This is a genomic window from Actinomadura physcomitrii, from assembly GCF_008923205.2.
Taxonomy (GTDB): Bacteria; Actinomycetota; Actinomycetes; order Streptosporangiales; family Streptosporangiaceae; genus Spirillospora; species Spirillospora physcomitrii.
Window position 1 is genome coordinate 1 of record NZ_WBMS02000033.1, and the last position, 17,926, is coordinate 17,926.

The 17,926-nt window shown below is 73.2% G+C and carries 19 protein-coding genes and 4 tRNA genes; 12 read left to right on the forward strand and 11 right to left on the reverse strand.

Annotated features, from left to right (window positions below):
- A partial coding sequence (locus F8568_RS32385) for an acyl-CoA dehydrogenase family protein (protein WP_151597500.1) occupies positions 1-892 on the reverse strand: 892 nt, incomplete at its 3' end.
- A 132-nt stretch (positions 893-1,024) separates the two neighbouring features.
- Positions 1,025-1,900 carry a LysR substrate-binding domain-containing protein gene (locus tag F8568_RS32390; RefSeq protein WP_151597501.1) on the reverse strand — a complete coding sequence of 292 codons (876 nt, stop codon included), beginning with the start codon at positions 1,898-1,900 and terminating at the stop codon, positions 1,025-1,027.
- Positions 1,901-1,975: 75 nt separating this feature from the next.
- Between F8568_RS32390 and kdgD the strand changes: the two genes are divergently transcribed.
- Both kdgD and F8568_RS32400 read left to right on the forward strand, forming a co-directional pair.
- Positions 1,976-2,890 carry a 5-dehydro-4-deoxyglucarate dehydratase gene (kdgD, locus tag F8568_RS32395; RefSeq protein WP_151597502.1) on the forward strand — a complete coding sequence of 305 codons (915 nt, stop codon included), beginning with the start codon at positions 1,976-1,978 and terminating at the stop codon, positions 2,888-2,890.
- A gap of 1 nt (position 2,891) precedes the next feature.
- Positions 2,892-4,055, forward strand: coding sequence for an L-talarate/galactarate dehydratase (locus F8568_RS32400; RefSeq protein ID WP_151597503.1), 1,164 nt, complete (start codon positions 2,892-2,894; stop codon positions 4,053-4,055).
- 12 nt (positions 4,056-4,067) lie between these two features.
- Here F8568_RS32400 and F8568_RS32405 read toward each other — a convergent pair.
- From F8568_RS32405 to F8568_RS32425, 6 genes are all read right to left on the reverse strand, one after another.
- A tRNA-Val gene (locus F8568_RS32405) sits at positions 4,068-4,140 on the reverse strand.
- A 33-nt stretch (positions 4,141-4,173) separates the two neighbouring features.
- A tRNA-Ile gene (locus F8568_RS32410) sits at positions 4,174-4,248 on the reverse strand.
- A gap of 29 nt (positions 4,249-4,277) precedes the next feature.
- A tRNA-Gln gene (locus F8568_RS32415) sits at positions 4,278-4,349 on the reverse strand.
- Between the two features lie 24 nt (positions 4,350-4,373).
- Positions 4,374-4,444, reverse strand: a tRNA-Lys gene (locus F8568_RS32420).
- Between the two features lie 750 nt (positions 4,445-5,194).
- Complete coding sequence (locus F8568_RS47140; RefSeq protein WP_202125613.1) at positions 5,195-5,338, reverse strand: LPFR motif small protein; 144 nt, start codon at positions 5,336-5,338, stop codon at positions 5,195-5,197.
- 54 nt (positions 5,339-5,392) lie between these two features.
- Positions 5,393-6,187 (reverse strand): putative protein N(5)-glutamine methyltransferase, encoded by a 795-nt coding sequence (locus F8568_RS32425; protein WP_151597504.1) that lies wholly within the window; start codon positions 6,185-6,187, stop codon positions 5,393-5,395.
- Between the two features lie 223 nt (positions 6,188-6,410).
- Between F8568_RS32425 and F8568_RS32430 the strand changes: the two genes are divergently transcribed.
- The 4 genes from F8568_RS32430 (at position 6,411) to F8568_RS32445 (ending at position 9,816) form a co-directional block, all read left to right on the forward strand.
- Positions 6,411-7,133 carry a 2OG-Fe(II) oxygenase gene (locus F8568_RS32430; protein ID WP_151597505.1) on the forward strand — a complete coding sequence of 241 codons (723 nt, stop codon included), beginning with the start codon at positions 6,411-6,413 and terminating at the stop codon, positions 7,131-7,133.
- A 61-nt stretch (positions 7,134-7,194) separates the two neighbouring features.
- The gene (locus F8568_RS32435; protein ID WP_236009731.1) at positions 7,195-8,037 is read left to right on the forward strand and encodes a pentapeptide repeat-containing protein; all 843 of its coding nucleotides are present in this window, start codon (positions 7,195-7,197) and stop codon (positions 8,035-8,037) included.
- Between the two features lie 85 nt (positions 8,038-8,122).
- Positions 8,123-8,680, forward strand: coding sequence for a hypothetical protein (locus tag F8568_RS32440; protein WP_160573845.1), 558 nt, complete (start codon positions 8,123-8,125; stop codon positions 8,678-8,680).
- Positions 8,677-9,816: a PrsW family intramembrane metalloprotease gene (locus F8568_RS32445; RefSeq protein WP_160573846.1), complete on the forward strand. Its 1,140-nt coding sequence runs from the start codon at positions 8,677-8,679 to the stop codon at positions 9,814-9,816. The genes F8568_RS32440 and F8568_RS32445 overlap by 4 nt, the downstream gene beginning before the upstream one ends.
- Before the next feature lie 31 nt (positions 9,817-9,847).
- On the opposite strand, the gene F8568_RS48875 is transcribed toward F8568_RS32445, so the two are convergent.
- Positions 9,848-10,093: a hypothetical protein gene (locus tag F8568_RS48875; protein ID WP_236009746.1), complete on the reverse strand. Its 246-nt coding sequence runs from the start codon at positions 10,091-10,093 to the stop codon at positions 9,848-9,850.
- A gap of 30 nt (positions 10,094-10,123) precedes the next feature.
- Here F8568_RS48875 and F8568_RS32450 point away from each other — a divergent pair, with 30 nt between their 5' ends.
- Entirely contained in the window at positions 10,124-10,573 is a 450-nt protein-coding gene (locus F8568_RS32450; RefSeq protein WP_236009735.1) for a substrate-binding domain-containing protein, read from the forward strand.
- Between the two features lie 99 nt (positions 10,574-10,672).
- On the forward strand, positions 10,673-12,319 hold the full coding sequence (qcrB, locus tag F8568_RS32455) for a cytochrome bc1 complex cytochrome b subunit (protein ID WP_236009732.1): 1,647 nt from the start codon (positions 10,673-10,675) through the stop codon (positions 12,317-12,319).
- A gap of 18 nt (positions 12,320-12,337) precedes the next feature.
- Here qcrB and F8568_RS32460 read toward each other — a convergent pair whose 3' ends face one another.
- Both F8568_RS32460 and F8568_RS32465 read right to left on the reverse strand, forming a co-directional pair.
- Positions 12,338-12,670 (reverse strand): DUF2795 domain-containing protein, encoded by a 333-nt coding sequence (locus tag F8568_RS32460; RefSeq protein ID WP_160573847.1) that lies wholly within the window; start codon positions 12,668-12,670, stop codon positions 12,338-12,340.
- Positions 12,671-12,699: 29 nt separating this feature from the next.
- A complete protein-coding gene (locus F8568_RS32465; protein ID WP_151597510.1) occupies positions 12,700-13,917 on the reverse strand; it encodes a zinc-dependent alcohol dehydrogenase in 1,218 nt (405 codons plus the stop codon).
- Between the two features lie 70 nt (positions 13,918-13,987).
- On the opposite strand from F8568_RS32465, the gene F8568_RS32470 reads away from it, so the two are divergent.
- The 4 genes from F8568_RS32470 (at position 13,988) to F8568_RS32485 (ending at position 17,916) form a co-directional block, all read left to right on the forward strand.
- Entirely contained in the window at positions 13,988-15,097 is a 1,110-nt protein-coding gene (locus F8568_RS32470) for a Dyp-type peroxidase (RefSeq protein ID WP_151597511.1), read from the forward strand.
- Complete coding sequence (locus F8568_RS32475; protein ID WP_151597512.1) at positions 15,094-15,888, forward strand: family 1 encapsulin nanocompartment shell protein; 795 nt, start codon at positions 15,094-15,096, stop codon at positions 15,886-15,888. The genes F8568_RS32470 and F8568_RS32475 overlap by 4 nt, the downstream gene beginning before the upstream one ends.
- 111 nt (positions 15,889-15,999) lie before the next feature.
- Entirely contained in the window at positions 16,000-16,368 is a 369-nt protein-coding gene (locus tag F8568_RS32480; RefSeq protein ID WP_160573848.1) for a MerR family transcriptional regulator, read from the forward strand.
- A 360-nt stretch (positions 16,369-16,728) separates the two neighbouring features.
- Positions 16,729-17,916 (forward strand): zinc-dependent alcohol dehydrogenase, encoded by a 1,188-nt coding sequence (locus F8568_RS32485; RefSeq protein ID WP_151597514.1) that lies wholly within the window; start codon positions 16,729-16,731, stop codon positions 17,914-17,916.
- Positions 17,917-17,926 lie beyond the last annotated feature (10 nt).

Sequence of the window (17,926 nt, forward strand, 5' to 3'; positions counted from 1 at the left end):
CCCCCTCCAGCCGCATCGCCATGTCCGCCAGCATGAACTGCACACCCTGGAAATCGGAGATCGGCTTACCGAACTGCCTGCGTTCCTTCACATAGCCGAGTGCGAAGTCCAGCGCGCCTTGGGCGATCCCCAGGGCCTGGGCGGCGATGGTGATGCGGGTGTGGTCCAGCGTGGCCAGCGCCGTCTTGAACCCGGTGCCCTCCGCGCCGATCATCCGATCGGCCGGGATCCGCACGTCCTCCAGGATCACCTGCCGGGTCGGCGACCCCTTGATGCCCAGCTTGCGCTCCTTGGCCCCGAACGACACCCCCGCATCGGACTTCTCCACCACGAAAGCCGAGATCCCGCGGGCACCGGCCGACGGGTCGGTGACGGCCATCACGGTGTAGTACTCCGACACACCCGCGTTGGTGATCCACATCTTGGCGCCGTTGAGCACAAAGGCGTCCCCATCGCGCACCGCACGGGTCTTCATCCCGCCCGCGTCCGACCCCGCGTCGGCCTCCGACAGGGCGTAGGAGAACATCGCCTCACCGCGCGCCACCGGCGCCAGGTACTTGGCCTTGAGCTCCTGCGAGCCCGACAGCAGCACCGGCACCGTGCCCAGCTTGTTCACCGCCGGGATCAGCGACGACGACGCGCACGCCCGCGCGACCTCCTCGATCACGATCACCGTCGCCAGCGCATCCGCACCCGCACCCCCGTACGACTCGGGCACGTGCACCGCGTGCAGGTCGTTGGCGACCAGCGCATCGAGGGCCTCCTGGGGGAAGCGCGACTCCTCGTCCACCTCCGCCGCGAACGGCGCGATCTTGGCATCCGCCAGCTCACGCACCGTCGCCCGCAGCAACTCGTGCTCCTCCGACGGCGCGTACGCGGGAAAGTCGCTCATCGTTCCTCCGGGTGGCGGCGCTCGCACATCATTACTTTGACGACTAATATTTGGACGCCAAAATAAGCGAGCGGGCCCCGGCCGGTCAAGGCGGAGGCGCGGCCCTCGGAAGTGGCCGTCGCCACAGTCCGCTCAGAGATGCTCCAGCAGCCTGGCCAGGGCCGGATTGTCGCTGCCGCGCCGCCACGCCAAACTCAGCTCGACCGGAGCGGGATCGGGCAGCTCCAGCGCACGGAACGTCAGGCCCGCGTACCGCAGCCGCGCCGCCGCCTCGGGGACGAGCGCGAGCCCCCACCCGCCGTCCACCAGCGCGAGGATGCTGTGCACCTGGCTGAGGTACTGCGCGTACACCGGGACGACGCCCGCCCCCCGGAACAGCCCGACCAGCAGCTCGTGGAAGTACCGCGCCTCGACCGGCGAGTACATGATCAGCGGCCGCCCGTCGAAGGCGTCCAGCGGCAGGGGGCCGCTTCCGGCGGCCAGCGGATGCCCGTTCGGCACGGCGGCCAGCAGCGCCTCGCGGTCGGCGGGACGCTCCGCCAGCTCCGGCGCGGCGACCGGCGGGCGGACCAGGCCGAGGTCGAGACCGCCTTCGGTGAGGGCCCGCAGCTGGTCGCGGGTCACCATCTCGCGCAGGACGATCTCGACGTCCGGCAGCGCCGACCGCGCGGTCTCCAGCAGCCGGCCGAGCGCCGCGTACGCGCTCGCGGCGGTGAACCCGACCGCGATCCGCCCCGCCTCCCCCGCCGACACGCGCCGCGCCGACAGCGCGGCGTGCTCCGCCTGGTGCAGCAGGCGCCGCGCCTCGTCCAGGAACGCGCGGCCCGCCGGGGTGAGCCGGACCGAGCGGTTCGTCCGGTCGAACAGCCGCACCTTCAGCTCGCCCTCCAGCAGCTGGATCTGCCGGCTCAGCGGCGGTTGCGTCATCCGCAGCCGCTCGGCGGCCCGGCCGAAGTGCAGCTCCTCGGCGACGGCGACGAAGCTCGCGAGCTGGGTGAGGGTGAACAAACGATTCCCTACGGGTATCAGTGAATCCGAAATTCGTGTTGGACCTGGATCAATCGGCCATCCTAACCTCGGGCCATGAGCCAGCACGCGCCCGACGAGACCGCCCGGCTGCTCGGCTCCGGGCTGCTGTCGTTCCCCGTCACCCACTTCCGCGACGACCTGTCCTTCGACGAGTACGCCTACCGCGCCAACATCGCGCGCATCGGGCACGAGGGCGTCGCGGGCCTGTTCGCGGCGGGCGGCACCGGCGAGTTCTTCTCCCTCACCCCCGCCGAGGTCGGACGCGTCGTCCGCGCCGCCGCGGCCGAGGCGCCGGACCGCGTCCCGCTCATCGCGCCCGCCGGGTACGGCACCGCCACCGCCGCCGAGATGGCCCGCGACGCCGAGCGGGCCGGCGCCGGCGGGATCCTGCTGTTCCCGCCGTACCTCACGGAGGCGCCGCAGGACGGCCTCGCCGCCCACGTCCGCGCGGTGTGCGACGCCACCGGGCTCGGCGTGACCGTCTACAGCCGGTCCAACGCCGTCTACCAGGCCGACACCATCGCGCGACTGGCGGAGGCGTGCCCCAACCTCGTCGGATTCAAGGACGGCGTCGGCGACCTGGAGCTGATGACGCGGATCCGGTCGCGGCTCGGCGACCGGCTCGTCTACATCGGCGGGCTGCCGACCGCGGAGACGTTCGCGCTGCCCTACCTGGAGATGGGCGTCACGACCTACTCCTCCGCCATCTTCAACTTCGCGCCGGAGTTCGCGCTCGGGTTCTACAAGGCCGTCCGCGCCCGCGACCGGGACGAGGTGCGGCGCCGCCTGGACGGGTTCGTGCTGCCGTACTGCGAGATCCGCAACCGCGGCAAGGGGTACGCGGTCAGCATCGTCAAGGCCGGGATGCGCGCCGCCGGACGGCCCGCCGGGCCCGTCCGGCCGCCGCTGACCGACCTGACCGCCGCCGAGTTCGCCGACCTCGCGGCGCTGCTGGAGAAGGTGCTCTGAGGTGCGCGGCCCCGCGGGTGACGCGGCCGGGGCCGCGACGCCGGACCGGGTCGCCTGGGTCGAGCTGTCCTCGGTCGCGCTGCCGCTCGCCGTCCCGGTCAGCGACGCGAAGGTGCTGACCGGACGGCAGCGCCCGATGACCGAGGTCGCGTTCCTGTTCGCCGAGATCGGCACCGAGGACGGCCACGAGGGCATCGGGTTCGGCTACGCCAAGCGGGCCGGCGGGCCCGGCCAGTTCGCGCACGCCGCCGAGATCGCGCCCGCGCTGATCGGCGAGGACCCCAGCGACATCGGGCGGATCTGGACGAAGCTGGCGTGGGCGGGCGCCTCGGTCGGGCGCGGCGGGCTCGCCGTCCAGGCGATCGCCGCGATCGACATCGCGCTGTGGGACCTGAAGGCCCGGCGGGCGGGCCTGCCGCTGGCCAAGCTGCTCGGCGCGCACCGCGACTCCGTCCGCTGCTACGACACCTCCGGCGGGTTCCTGCACGCGCCGCTGGAGGAGGTCCTCCACAACGCGGAGGCGGCGCTGGCGGCCGGGATCGGCGGCGTCAAGATCAAGGTCGGGCATCCCGACCGCGCCGAGGACCTGCGCCGCGTCACCGCCGTCCGCGAGCGGCTCGGCGACGCGGTGCCGCTGATGGTGGACGCGAACCAGCAGTGGGACCGGCCCACCGCCCTGCGGATGGGCCGCGCGCTGGAGAATTTCGGGCTCACCTGGATCGAGGAGCCGCTGGACGCCCACGACGCCGAGGGCCACGCGGACCTCGCCCGCGCGCTCGACACCCCGATCGCGACCGGCGAGATGCTGACCAGCGTCGCCGAGCACTGCGCGCTGATCGACGCGCGCGCCGCCGACGTCCTCCAGCCGGACGCGCCGCGCATCGGCGGCATCACGCCGTTCCTCAGGCTCGCCGTCCTGGCCGACCACCGGAACCTGCAGCTCGCGCCGCACTTCGCGATGCAGATCCACCTGCATCTCGCGGCCGCGTACCCGTCCGAGCCGTGGGTGGAGCACTTCGACTGGCTGGACCCGCTGTTCGACGAGCGGCCGGAGATCGGCGGCGGCCGGATGCACGTCCCGGCCCGTCCCGGGCTCGGCATCACGCTCAGCGAGCAGGCCCGCGCCTGGACGACCCGGCGGACCCGCGTCGGCGCCCGGCCCTGACGGGCGCCTCGGTTGACCGGACAGGATTCGAACCTGCGACCCGCTGCTTGTAAGACAGCCGCTCTACCCGCTGAGCTACCGGTCATCGGCGGAAACGCCCCCGCGCCGTTCCCGCACGTCCCCCGGGCTGGATTCGAACCAGCGATCGCCCGCTTATCATACGGGTGCCCTCACCGGACTGGGCCACCGGGGATCGGCCTTTCCCATGAGCGAAAGGCCATGCTGCTGGAGCAGGATTCGAACCTGCACCTTCGTGGTTCAGAGCCACGCGTCCTTCCGTTAGACCATCCAGCATCGCGGGAAACGCGTACCGCGCCGTGCCGCCCGGAGGAGTCGAACCTCCATATCCGGGGTAAGAGCCCGGAGTCCTCCCATTGAACGAGAGCGGCCTGTCCTGTTCGCCGAACCACACCGAGTCCTACTTACAGACAGAACTCGCTTTTTCACCCTCCTCACTCCTCGGAGCCGACGTCATATAGAGGATGGAGGCGCCAATGCCCTCGCTCTCGAGCGGTCTTGCGTCGGTGGCAGTTCGCGCATCTGACATCACACTTCTCAATCTCTGCGAGCACATCTCGCCAGTGTCGCTCCGGGAGCATCTCAGAAATCGTATGAACGCTTGCCATCTCGGTGATCGAATTCGAGGACCAGCCAATCACCTTCCCCGCAATCGACACATGAGTGGCTCTGCAAAAACTCCTTTACCTTCGCTCGATTTTCAGCCAGCCGCTCCTTTCGCCACCGAGCAGCCTTAGCGATATACTTGTCGCGATTTTCCAAGTAATGTTTTTGACGTGCAAGCGAATGACACTTGCGGCACCGGGAACTCCGAAGCTCTTTTTCTTTGCTGCGCCAAGCAAAGTCCTCTAGCGGCCCATACGACTGACAGCCGCCGCACCATTTTCCATTCCACCTCACTCGAACGAGTGTACGAGACGGCCGCGGTACTTCGCAGCGGATCGACGAACTTCTCGCGCCCTTCTCCCGGCATCGACATTTCTCCCAAAGCGCCCATACATTGAACAACTTCGGTTCGTTACTCATATGGTGTGGGATGCTTCACGACCGCGCAACACCTTTTCACCGCGGACCGCCCCGGACCCCCGAAAAGGGGCCCGGGGCGGTCCGGGAATGGGCGGTCAGGCGGCCCGGCCCCGGCGGGTGCGGGACGGACGCCCGCCGCGCGAGGGGGTCAGCAGCCGGGCCAGCACCCGGAACGGCAGGGTCACGATGTCCACGATCGTGCTGGCGATGGCGCTGAGCGCTGCGGTGATGCGGCGCATGGGGATCCACTCCTTCAGGTCGTCCTGGTGGAACCCATACCCTCACGTGGCGTTCTACACGGGACGCGCGCCGATGATCACCGTGGCGGAGTGCTCGCCGGACCGTTCGACGGACGCGGTGAGGCCGCTGCGGGCGACGGCGTCGAGCGCGTCCGCGACCTGCCGCTCGCCGGTCTCGAACAGCAGGTGGCCGCCCGGCGCGAGCCATCGCGGCGCCTCGGCGGTCACGCGCCGCAGCACGTCGAGGCCGTCGGCGCCGCCGTCGAGGGCGGCGAGCGGTTCGTGGGCGCGGGCCTCGGCGGGCAGCAGGCCGACCTCGCCCGTCGGCACGTAGGGGACGTTGGCGAGCAGCACGTCGACCCGTCCGCGCAGGCCGGCGGGCAGGGCGTCGAACAGGTCGCCCTCGTGGACGCGGCCGCCGGCGGGGACGACGTTGCGGCGCGCGCACCGCACCGCGGCCGGCTCGATGTCGGCGGCGTGCAGCTCGAACGCGTCCAGGCCGGCGACGAGCGCGACGCCGAGCGCGCCGGATCCGCAGCACAGGTCGACGACGACCGGGCGGGGCGGCAGGAGCCGGGCCGCCCGGTCGACGAGGAACTCGGTGCGGCGGCGCGGGACGAAGACGCCGGGCCCGACGGCGATCCGCAGCCCGCGGAAGGCGGCCCAGCCGAGGACGTGTTCGAGCGGGAGCCCGGCGGCCCGCCGCTCGACCATCGCGGCCGCCTCGTCCGGCGTGCGGGCGGTGGAGAGGATCAGTTCCGCCTCGTCCTCGGCGAAGACGCAGCCGGCCGCGCGGAGCGCGGAGACGACGGAGCCGGGCGGGAGAACTGGTGAAGGATCAACGGACATGGCGCCTTTCGGGGATGCCGGCGGGCGCTCCTCGGCCGCCTATCGGCGGGCGGCCGCGCGCGGGCGAGGCGGGAGCACCCGGACTGGACTGGCAGGAACGGGACTCACCTCCTCGGTCGGTCCGTCGCGGACACCGGGAACACTACCGCAGGCGGTGCAACCTCCCCGGCCGGCCCGGTGTTGACCGGGGAAGGCACGCAACCGACGAAGGGGGTCCCGCATCATGGGCGGCAACGCCGGCGGCCACGCGGAGAGGGTCGCGGAGGGCGACTGGACGGCGATCGGCGCGGAGGTGGACGCCAACGGCTGCGCGCTCACCCCGCCGCTGCTGACCGGGGAGGAGTGCGCGGAGATCGCCGGCCTGTACGACGACGCGGGACGGTTCCGCTCGACGATCGACATGGAGCGGTACCGGTTCGGCGCGGGCCAGTACCGGTACTTCGCCGAGCCGTTCCCGGGGCCCGTCGCCGCGCTGCGGGAGGCGCTGTACCCGCGGCTGCTGCCGATCGCCCGCGACTGGGCGGGGCGGCTCGGCCGTCCCGCGCCGTGGCCGGAGACGCTGGGCGAATGGCTCGGCATGTGCCACGCCGCGGGTCAGCGGAAGCCGACGCCGATCCTGCTTCGCTACGGCAAGGACGACTGGAACGCGCTGCACCGCGACCTGTACGGCGATCTGGTGTTCCCGCTGCAGGTCGTGATCGGCCTGGACGAGCCGGGCGCCGACTACACCGGCGGCGAGTTCCTGATGGTCGAGCAGCGGGCCCGCGCCCAGTCGCGGGGCACCGCGACACTGCTCCCCCGGGGCCGCGGCCTGGTCTTCACGACGCGGGACCGTCCGGTGCGGACGCAGCGCGGCTGGTCGGCGTCGCCGGTCCGGCACGGGGTCAGCGTCGTCCGGTCGGGGCGGCGGCGGACGCTCGGCCTGGTCTTCCACGACGCCGCCTGACCGACCACGACGGGGGCTGGGACCGGTCATGGCACCGTCCCGAGGGCGCGACAATGGAGCGTTGACCGGGACGGGGGGTTCGCGGGCGGTGGAGAAGAGCGCGCTGAAGGCCGACTGCGCGGCCTGCTTCGGGCTGTGCTGCGTGGCGCTTCCGTTCGCGAAGTCGGCCGATTTCGCGGTGGACAAGGAGGCGGGTCGGCCGTGCCGGAACCTGCTCGCCGACTTCCGCTGCGGCATCCACACCGAGCTGCGGCAGCGCGGGTTCCAGGGGTGCACGGTCTTCGACTGCTTCGGCGCGGGCCAGAAGGTGTCGCGGGAGACCTTCGGCGGGCGGGACTGGCGGCAGGGCCCCGAGGTGTCGGGGCCGATGTTGCGGGTGTTCCCGGTGATGCGGCAGCTGCACGAACTGCTCTGGTACCTGGCGGAGGCGCTGGAGATGCCCGGCGCCGCGTCCGTCCACCCGGAGATCCGCGAGGCGCTGGACGAGACGGACGCGCTCACCCGCGGCGGCCCGGACGACGTCGCCGCCGTGGACGTCGCGGCGGTGCGGGAGAAGGCGAACGTCCTGCTGCTGCGCGCCAGCGAGGAGGTCCGGGGACGGGTGCCGGGGCGCAGGCGCGACCACCGGGGCGCCGATCTCATCGGGGCGCGGCTGCGCGGCGCGGACCTGCGCGGGGCGAACCTGCGCGGCGCCTACCTGATCGCGGCGGACCTGCGGAAGGCGGACCTGCGGGACGCCGACCTGACGGGCGCGGACCTGCGGGACGCCGACCTGTCCGGCGCCGACCTGACCGGCGCGCTGTTCCTCACCCAGGCGCAGGCCGACGCGGCGCGGGGCGACGCCGCGACCCGGCTGCCGGGCGCGCTCACCGCGCCGGCCCGCTGGAGGTCCGCACCGGCCTGACCCGCCCCGCCCGCCGCCCGCCTGGTCTCGTTTAGCCCCTGTTCGAGGGGGCATTTCCCGCAGCGCACGGCATCAGGGGGGCCACGTGGCACGGGTGAGATGGTGGGGCACGGGGCTCGTCGTCCTGGTGCTGCTGGTCCTCGGCCTCGTGCTTCCCCTGGTCGACAAGGCGCTCGGCAGCGGCGGTACGGCGCTGGCGGCGGGCACGATCATCGCCGTCGGGACCGAGCGGGCGGGCGTCCGGCCGGTCACGTTCACGGTCCCGGCCGCCGGCTGGGTGCTGGACGAGGCGCGGTCCTCGCTGACCAGCAACGCCAAGGTGTCCCGCGACGAGGTCATGGTGAACCTGAACGTCGTCGTCCCGCTCGGGCCGCTCGACAACCGCGGGCTGTGGGACGGCTTCGGCCGCATCGTGGCGATGGGCGGGGCGCGGCTGCGGGGCGGCCCGTCGGCGGTCACGACCCGGCACGGGATGGCCGGGCTGACCGGTGGGCTCGCCGGGAACGGCAAGGTCGGCTCGGCGACCGTGTTCACCAGGGACGACCTCGGCGCGGCGGTCACCGCGTCCGGCCCGCCGGACGCCTACCGGACCCTCGCGGGCCAGGTGCGGGCGATGGTCCTCAGCGTCGAGATCTCGCCGTGACGCGCCGTCCCGCGTTCTGGCTGTGGCTCGTGATGTGCCTGCTCGGGCTCTGGATCGCGGTGCGCGCCATGGACGCGCAGATCGGCGAGTTCCCGGCGGGCGCGGTCACCGGGGCCGTCCTGCTGGCGCCGGTGCTCGCGGCGGGGGTGTGGGCGCTGCGGCGGCTGCATCCGGTCCGCCCGCGGCCGCTCGGGTACGCGCTGATCGCGGTGGCGTGGGGCGGGCTGGCCGCGTTCGGCACCGCGCTGCCGGCCAACGCCGCGTTCCAGGCGATCATCGCCAAGACCGCCGGGCCGGAGTTCAACGCCGGCTGGGGCGCGTCGATCGCCGCGCCGGTCGACGAGGAGCTGCTGAAGCTCGCGGGGGTGGCGGTGCTGGCGCTGATCGTGCCGTGCGCGGTGCGCGGGCCGCTGGACGGCTGGGGCTACGGCGCGCTCGCCGGGTTCGGGTTCCAGATCGCCGAGAACTTCCTGTACGTGCTGAACATGATCGTGCTGACCGGCGGGACGCAGGACGCGAACGCGGCGCTGTTCACCTTCGGCGGCCGGGTGGTCGGCGGCGCCTGGTGGAGCCACTGGGCGATGACCGCGGTCGGCGGCGCCGGTCTCGGCTGCCTGCTCGGGCGGGCGTCGCGGGGCGCCGCCGCGCTCGCGTGCGGCTCGATCGTCCTCGCGATGGCGCTGCACGCCTGGTGGGACTCCCCGCTGCTGCCGGGCGCGGCGCTGCTGCCGGTGAAGGGGATGCCGATCCTGCTCGCGGCGGTGGCGGCGTACCGGCTGGCGCGGCGGCACTACCTGGCCGGGTTCCGGCGGGCGGCGCGCGAGGAGACCGCGCGGGGCGTGCTCGTCCCGGGCGAGGACCGGGTGCTGGCCTTCCGCAAGTGGCGCCGCAAGGAGCGGTGGGACGTCCCGCGCGGGGAGCCGCGGCGGCTGCTCGCCCGGCTCCGGACCGCCGAGCTGGACCTGCTCGAGGACGGCTTCGGCGGCCTCGAACCGGATCCGGGGGCGGCGGACCGGCTCCGCGCGGAGATCGGCGTCGTGCGGGGCCGGCTGGAGGCGGCGCGCGCGGACCCATTCCGTCCGGGCGCCGCCCCTCCCCCGCCCCGTCCGGACGCCGCCCGTCCCGACAGTGCCTAACGGTCAGGGCCTGACGGTCAGGGCCTGACGGTCAGGTCCTGCGCCGCCGGACGGAGGCCGCCGCGAGCGCGGCCGCGCAGACGGCGGCGGCGACGAACAGGGCCCCGGCCCCCTGGGCGCCGCGGTGCCCGACCGCCGCGAACGCGCCCATGATCGCGACGCCGAGGGTGGCGCCGAGCTGGCGGGCCGCGTTGAGCAGTCCCCCGGCGGCGCCGGCGGTGCCCTCGGGCGCCGCCGTGACGACGAGGGTCGCCAGCGCCGGGAGCGCGAACGACACGCCGAAACCGGTGCACAGCAGGCGCTGCTGCTGGACGCCGGCACCGGCCTCGGCGGCCTCGGCTTAGCGCCGCCGCCCGCGCCGCTCGGCTTCGTCGACGTGGAGCCGGTCCCGCTCGCGCTGGTCGCCGCGCCCGGCCACCCGCTCGCCGCCGCGCCGCGGGTCGCCGCCGCCGACCTGGCGGGCGAGCGGCTGCTGGTGAACGTGCCGGCGTGCTCGTTCTGGCTGGCCGGGGAGCGGATCCTCGGGTCCGTCGTGGAGCGGGTGCGGGCGGGCGGCGTGACGGTCATGGCGTCCTGGGCCGAGCGGGGGCTCGGGATCGCGCTGCTGCCGGAGTTCGCCGTCCGGGACCGGCTGGACTCCGGCGCCCTCGCCCGCCTCGCGCTCGACGCGCCGGACCTCGGCCTCCGGCTGGTGTGGCGCACCGACCGGGAGACGATGCCGGGCCTGCGCGACGTGCTGTACGCCGCGAGCGCCTGACCGCCGCACCGGGACGGCGAGCGCGCCGCCCCGGCCGTTTGTGCGCCCCGCCCTCGGGTACCCGCCCAGCGGAAAGACCGCATGATCAGGAGGAACGCGATGGCGGGACGGGGCCGGGGCGGCGGGAAGCAGCGGATGCCCGCCGGCTGGAAGCTGGTCTACGGGGTGAACGACCGCCTCGGCTCGACGGCGTTCCTGCGCACCAACCTCGGCAAGGCGTTCCCGAAGCACTGGTCGTTCCTGCTCGGCGAGATCGCGCTCTACTCCTTCATCATCCTCATCCTCACCGGCGTCTACCTCACCCTGTTCTTCCGGCCGAGCGGCGCGGAGGTCGTCTACGACGGCTCCTACGCCCAGCTGCGCGGCGTGAGGATGACCGAGGCGTACGCGTCCACGCTGGACCTGTCGTTCGACGTGCGCGGCGGGCTGCTGATGCGGCAGATCCACCACTGGGCCGCGAACCTGTTCCTCGCGGCGATCTGCGTCCACCTGCTGCGGATCTTCTTCACCGGCGCGTTCCGCAAGCCGCGCGAGATCAACTGGCTGATCGGCGTCACCCTGTTCGTACTGGCGGTACTGGAGGGGTTCGCCGGCTACTCGCTGCCCGACGACCTGCTGTCGGGCACCGGGCTGCGGATCGCCGAGGGCATCGTGCTCTCCATCCCGGTCGTCGGCACCTACCTCATGTTCTGGATGTTCGGCGGGCAGTTCCCCGCGAGCGAGACCTTCATCCCGCGGCTGTTCACCGTGCACATCCTGCTGGTCCCCGGGATCCTGCTCGCGCTCATCACCGCGCACCTGATGATCCTCTGGCACCAGACGCACACCCAGTGGCCCGGCAGGGGGCGGCGCGAGCAGGCGGTGCAGGGCGAGCCGACGTTCCCCAGCTTCCTGGCGCAGAGCGGCGCCTACTTCCTCTACACCTTCGGGTCCCTGGCCGGGCTGGCGGCGTTCGCGCAGATCAACCCCGTCTGGCTGTACGGGCCCTACGACCCGGACGAGGTGTCGTTCGGGTCGCAGCCCGACTGGTACATCGCGTTCCTCGAGGGCTCGCTGCGGATCATGGGACGGCTCTCGACGACCGTCGCCGGGCACACCATCAGCTGGAACGTGCTGCTGCCCGCCGTGGTCCTGCCGATGGCGTTCTTCACGCTCATCGCCCTGTACCCGTTCTTCGAACGGTGGGCGACCGGGGACGAGCGCATCCACCACCTGCTCGACCGGCCGCGCAACGCCGCGACGAGGACGGCGATCGGCGCCGCCGTCATCGCCTGGTACGGCGACCTGTGGGCGGCCGGCGGCAACGACGTCCTGTCCAGCACCTTCAAGATCCCGCTGTTCTGGACGACCTGGTTCTTCCGCGTCGGGTTCTTCGTCCTGCCGGTGCTGGCGTTCACCGTCGCCCGCCGCGTCTGCCTCAGCCTGCAACGCCGCGACCTGCGCAAACGCGAGGAGGGTGTGGAGAGCGGGCTGATCTCGCTGACCCCGGAGGGCGGGTACGCCGAGCGGCACGAGCCGTCCGCGCCCGAGGAGGCGGCCATCCTGCGGACCCGGCAGCCCCGCGAGCTGGTCGCGGCCTACCCGCACCACATCATCCCGCTGCCGACGCCCGGCCGCGTCCGCACCCAGGTCCGGACCCGCACCAACCGGTTCTACCTCAACTACCAGACCGAGTCCCACGGCGGCGGGCAGGGCGACCTGAAGCGCGACGGCGCAGTGGAGAAGGAGAAGAAGAAAGGCTCCTGACGCCGGGTCGGCGGCGGGTCAGGGGTGCCAGTGGGGGCCCTCGTCGCCGAGCTCGTCCTGGACGGGCGGGCGCTCGGTGTCGCGCATGTGCTCGGCGAGGCCCGGCTTGTTGTGGTGACGGCGCTGGTAGGCCTGCTCCGCCGGGGTGCGGCCTGGGTCGGGGTCGATCGGCAGCGAGCGCAGCACCTCCGCCGCGCTGCCGTAGGTGCCGAGCGGCAGCGACGACAGCACCCGCTCCTCCTCGCTCAGCGGGCGCTCGGCGTGCGCGTGCTCGACGATCGCCTCCTTGCTGGCCGGGAAGGCCAGGTCCCCCAGCAACTGCTCGACCCGTCTCGTGTCGGCGATCCTCATGGTGTGCTCCCCCCTGTCGCGGCCGGCCGTCATCCGGCGACCTCCAGCGCCACCTTCGTCCAGCCGGGCTCGCGCCGGTCGAACGCCTCGTAGGCCTCGATGACCCCGGGCAGGCGGGCCTGCTGGGTGAGGATGGTGGTCGGGTCGGCGCCGCCCTTGGCGATGCGGCTGAGCAGCCCCGGCACGTACCGGCGGTGGTTGCAGTTGCCCGCCTTGACGGTCAGGTTCCGGTTCATCGCCAGGCCGAGCGGGAAGCTGGTGAAGTGCGGCGGGTAGACACCGACGATCCCGATCGTGCCGGCCTTGGCGACCATGTCCACCGCCCAGCGCAGCGCCTCGCTGGGCGCGTCGCCGGGGCGCCACTGCGCGCCGACCTGGCCGGTGCGCGGCGCGGCCTGCGCCTGCTCGCGCTCGAACTCGGCCCGGTCCTGCCTGGTGATCGCCTCGGCGGCGGGGCCGCTCGCCGGGCTCTCGGCGTCCACGCCGACGGCGTCGATCACGCGGTCCGCGCCGATGCCGCCGGTCATGGCGGTGACCGCGGCGACCGGGTCCTCGGCGTTGAAGTCGATCGTCTCGGCGTTCTGCAGCCGGGCGGTCTCCAGGCGGTCGGCGTGACCGTCCACGACGAACACCCGGCCCGCGCCCTGGATCCGCGCCGACAGCACGGCGAGCTGCCCGACCGGGCCCGCGCCGAGCACCGCGACGGTGTCGCCGGGCCCGACCTCGGCGAGCCGCGCGCCGAACCAGCCGGTCGGCAGGATGTCGCTGACCATCAGCGCCTGCTCGTCGGTGACGCCCGGCGGGATGGCGACGAGGTTGGTGTGCGCGTACGGGACGCGCGCGTACTCGGCCTGCAGGCCGTCGAACGGGCCGGTCGAGCGGGGCCCGCCGTAGAACGACGAGCCGGCGGACGGGCCGTTGGGGTTGGCGACGTCGCACTGCGCGTAGTAGCCGGCGCGGCAGTACGAGCACCGGCCGCAGCCGATCGTGGACGGGATGACGACGCGGTCGCCGGGCACGAAGTTGCGGACGTCCCGGCCGACCTCCTCGACGACGCCGACGGCCTCGTGGCCGAGGACCGTGCCCGGTTCCATGCCGGGCATCGTGCCCCTGACGAAGTGCAGGTCCGTCCCGCAGATCGCGCTGGCGGTGATCCGGACGACCGCGTCCTCGGGGTCGCGGACGGCCGGGTCGGGCACCTCGTCCAGGCTGATCTCGCCGACGTCGTGCCAGACCACTGCCCTCATGGCTCTGCTCCTCCCTCGCGGGACCTGTTCCCGTCCGCCCTTCCCGCAGGTCACGCGACAAACATGGACAATGCAGACACCTGCCGTACCGCCCGCCCGGCCCGCACCGGATAATGGTGATCCGCAGACCGCGATCACGTCAGGAGTCGGCCATGACACGCCCGTCCCGGCCCGCGCGGGCCCGCCGGTGAGCGCCCCGCGCGCCGGCGCGTCGCAGGAGGTGCTCGGGCCGCTGACCGGCTCGGCGATCTTCCTCGTGGTGACCATCGACCCCGGCGGCGAGCCCGTGGTGGCCGAGCTGCTCCCCGACCTCGCCGGGCTCGTCCGCGCGGTCGGCTTCCGGGTCCCGGGCGGCGGCCTGACCTGCGTCACCGGCATCGGCTCGGACGCCTGGGACCGGCTGTTCTCCGGCCCCCGCCCCGCGGAGCTGCACCCGTTCGCCGAGCTGCGCGGCGACGTGCACACCGCCCCGGCCACCCCCGGCGACCTGCTGTTCCACATCCGCGCGCACCAGATGGACCTGTGCTTCGAGCTGGCCGCGCAGATCATGGAGCGGCTGGCGGGGGCGGTGACCGTCGTGGACGAGGTGCACGGCTTCCGCTACTTCGAGCAGCGCGACCTGCTCGGCTTCGTCGACGGCACCGAGAACCCCACCGGCGAGGCCGCTCGCGCCGCCGTCGTCATCGGCGACGAGGACCCGGAGTTCGCCGGCGGCAGCTACGTGATCGTCCAGAAGTACCTGCACGACATGCGGGCGTGGAACGCGCTCACGGTCGAGCGGCAGGAGGACGCGGTCGGCCGCCGCAAGCTGTCCGACATCGAGATCCCCGACGACCTGAAGGCGCCCGGCGCGCACGTCGCGCTCACCTCGATCACCGGCCCGGACGGCGAGGAGCGCGAGATCCTGCGCGACAACATGCCGTTCGGGAACCTGCGCGACGGCGAGTTCGGCACCTACTTCATCGGCTACTCCGCCACCCCGGACGTCACCGAGCAGATGCTGCGGAACATGTTCCTCGGCGACCCGCCCGGCGTGCACGACCGGCTGCTCGACTTCTCGACCGCCGTGACCGGGACCCTGTTCCACGTCCCGACGGCCGACTTTCTCGACGACCCGCCACCGCTTCCCAGCGACGACGGATCCCTGGGCATCGGCGATCTCAAGAGGAGCGCACCGTGAACAACCTGCACCGCGAACTGGCCCCGGTCTCCGCCGCCGCATGGGACGACCTCGAGGCGGAGATCCGCCGCACCGTCACCCGCAACCTCGCCGGGCGGCGGCTGGTAGACGTGCCGGAGCCGGGCGGCGTCGCGCTCGCGGCCGTCACCACCGGGCATCTCGACCCGGTGGAGCCGCCCGCCGAGGGTGTCCGGGCGCACGTGCGGCGGGCCCGTCCGCTGGTGGAGCTGCGGGTGCCGTTCACCGTCGCCCGGCAGGACGTCGACGACGTGGAGCGCGGCGCGAAGGACCCGGACTGGCAGCCCGCCAAGGACGCGGCCCGGCTGATCGCCCGCGCCGAGGACCGCGCGATCTTCGAGGGGTACGCGGCGGCCGGCATCGAGGGGCTGCGCGCCGCGTCGGCCAACCCGGCGATCGCGCTGCCGGACGAGCCGCGCGACTACCCCAACGCGGTCGCGCGGGCGGTGACGGCGCTGCGGCTGGCCGGGGTGGACGGCCCGTACTCGCTGGCGCTCAGCGCGGACGCCTACACGGCGGTGAACGAGACCTCCGACCACGGCTACCCGATCCACGAGCACCTGGCCCGGCTCGTCAGCGGCGACATCGTCTGGGCGCCGGCGATCTCCGGCGCGTTCCTGCTGTCCACCCGGGGCGGCGACTTCGAGCTGCGCGTCGGCCAGGACCTGTCGGTCGGCTACGACTCGCACGACGCGACGAGCGTCCGGCTGTACCTGCAGGAGACGTTCACGTTCCTGACCTACACCGCCGAGGCCGTCGTCGCGCTGGGCTGAGGACCGCTCGACCGCGCGGAATGTGCCGTGAATCCGTGGTCCATGAGTTAATGGACGCTGCGGCGGGCGGAGGAGCTGGAGTTCATCCGCTGGACCGGCACGGACTTCGAGGTGCCGAGCCCGCGGCTGCTCGAGGTCGGCGCGGAGCTCGTCGAGGTGGGCATCGAGCTGGACGCGGTCTTCGAGATCGCCGGCCGGCTGCGCGGCGACGTGGACGCGATCGCCCGCCAGTTCGTCCGGCTGACGGTGGAGCACGCGGGGCTGGACGCGCGGGCCGGCGACCGCGACATCCGGGAGGCCGGCGAGGTGATCCGGCGGCTGCGGCCGATCGGCATGCAGGCGGTGCAGGGGCTGCTGGCCCGCTCCCTGCACGCGGAGATCCAGGCCGAGTTCGCCCGCCAGATCGAGAGCATGGGCCTCGCCTCCCCGGCGGACGGCGTGGAGCGCGACGCGGGCACCGCGCCGGACGTGCCCGTCTGACCTGGACGCTCGCCGCACGCGCGCGGCCCCGCGCCCGGGAGCAGGGCCGCGCTCACCCGCGGAGAGGTCGATGCGGCGTGCCGGTCGGTCGCCTCGGCGAGCCGGACGGCGCTCTTCACCGACCGCACCGGCGCGGGCGCCTCCCCCGGGCTGAGGTCGGCGATCCGCAGGTGGGCCGAGTTGGAGCCGATGTCGAGGACGCCCGGGCGCAGGCGCGCCGCGCCGGCGGTGCCGTCCGGGAGGGATGCCATGGCCGTGGGCTACCCGCATTTCACCCGTCCAGTCGGCCCCGCCTCCGCCGACGTTTCCCGCCGTCCCCGGGGGTAGTGCCCGCCCTAGACCCGCTCTAGGAGGAACACGATGAAGGCGCTCACCTGGCACGGCAAGCGCGACGTCCGCGTCGAGAACGTGCCGGATCCGACGATCAAGGAGCCGGACGACGCGATCATCCGCGTCACCTCGTCCGGGATCTGCGGCTCGGACCTGCACCTGTACGAGGTGCTCGGGCCGTTTCTCAGCGAGGGCGACGTGCTCGGCCACGAGCCGATCGGCATCGTCGAGGAGACCGGCCCGGAGGTGCGGCACGTCAAGCCGGGCGACCGGGTCGTCATCCCGTTCAACATCTCCTGCGGCCGCTGCCACATGTGCGAGAAGCAGTTGTACGCGCAGTGCGAGACGACGCAGGTCCGCGAGCACAACATGGGCGCGGCGCTGTTCGGCTACACCCGGCTGTACGGGCAGGTGCCGGGCGGGCAGGCGGAGTACCTGCGGGTGCCGCAGGCGCACTTCGGCCCGATCAAGGTGCCGGAGGGGCCGCCGGACGAGCGGTTCGTCTACCTGTCCGACGTGCTGCCGACGGCCTGGCAGGCCGTGCAGTGGGCGGAGATCCCCGAGGGCGGCTCGGTGGCGGTGCTCGGCCTCGGCCCGATCGGCCAGATGTCGGCGCGGATCGCCCGCCATCTCGGGCACCGGGCCATCGGCGTCGACCTCGTCCCGGAGCGGCTGGAGATGGCCCGCCGGCACGGCGTCGAGGTGATCGACGCCGACGCGGCCGACGACGTGCCGGACGCGGTCCGGCAGATCACCGGCGGGCGCGGCACCGACTCGGTGATCGACGCGGTCGGGATGGAGGCGCACGGCTCGCCGGGCGCGAAGCTGGCCCAGACCCTGACCGGCCTGCTGCCCGGCAACAGCGCCGCGCCGCTGATGCAGCGGATGGGGGTGGACCGGCTCGCGGCGTTCATGACGGCGCTCGAGGTCGTCCGCCGCGGCGGGACGATCTCGCTGAGCGGCGTGTACGGCGGCATGACCGACCCGCTGCCGATGCTGCAGATGTTCGACAAGGGCATCGCGCTGCGGATGGGGCAGGCGCACGTCAAGCGCTGGATCGACGACATCATGCCGCTGGTGACCGACGACGCCGACCCGCTCGGCGTCATGGACCTCGCCACGCACCGCATGCCGCTGGAGAAGGCGCCGGAGGCGTACGAGATGTTCCAGAAGAAGCAGGACGGCGCCATCAAGGTGCTGCTGCAGCCCGGCACCTGACGCGCCGGGC

What these genes read in the sequence shown, in the direction of transcription:
- kdgD (WP_151597502.1), top strand. Translation starts at nt 1,976, where the DNA reads ATGAGCCAGCACGCGCCCGACGAGACCGCCCGGCTGCTCGGCTCCGGG.
- F8568_RS47140 (WP_202125613.1), bottom strand. Translation starts at nt 5,338, where the DNA reads ATGCGCCGCATCACCGCAGCGCTCAGCGCCATCGCCAGCACGATCGTG.
- F8568_RS32425 (WP_151597504.1), bottom strand. Translation starts at nt 6,187, where the DNA reads ATGTCCGTTGATCCTTCACCAGTTCTCCCGCCCGGCTCCGTCGTCTCC.
- F8568_RS32430 (WP_151597505.1), top strand. Translation starts at nt 6,411, where the DNA reads ATGGGCGGCAACGCCGGCGGCCACGCGGAGAGGGTCGCGGAGGGCGAC.
- qcrB (WP_236009732.1), top strand. Translation starts at nt 10,673, where the DNA reads ATGGCGGGACGGGGCCGGGGCGGCGGGAAGCAGCGGATGCCCGCCGGC.
- F8568_RS32460 (WP_160573847.1), bottom strand. Translation starts at nt 12,670, where the DNA reads ATGAGGATCGCCGACACGAGACGGGTCGAGCAGTTGCTGGGGGACCTG.
- F8568_RS32465 (WP_151597510.1), bottom strand. Translation starts at nt 13,917, where the DNA reads ATGAGGGCAGTGGTCTGGCACGACGTCGGCGAGATCAGCCTGGACGAG.
- F8568_RS32470 (WP_151597511.1), top strand. Translation starts at nt 13,988, where the DNA reads ATGCAGACACCTGCCGTACCGCCCGCCCGGCCCGCACCGGATAATGGT.
- F8568_RS32485 (WP_151597514.1), top strand. Translation starts at nt 16,729, where the DNA reads ATGAAGGCGCTCACCTGGCACGGCAAGCGCGACGTCCGCGTCGAGAAC.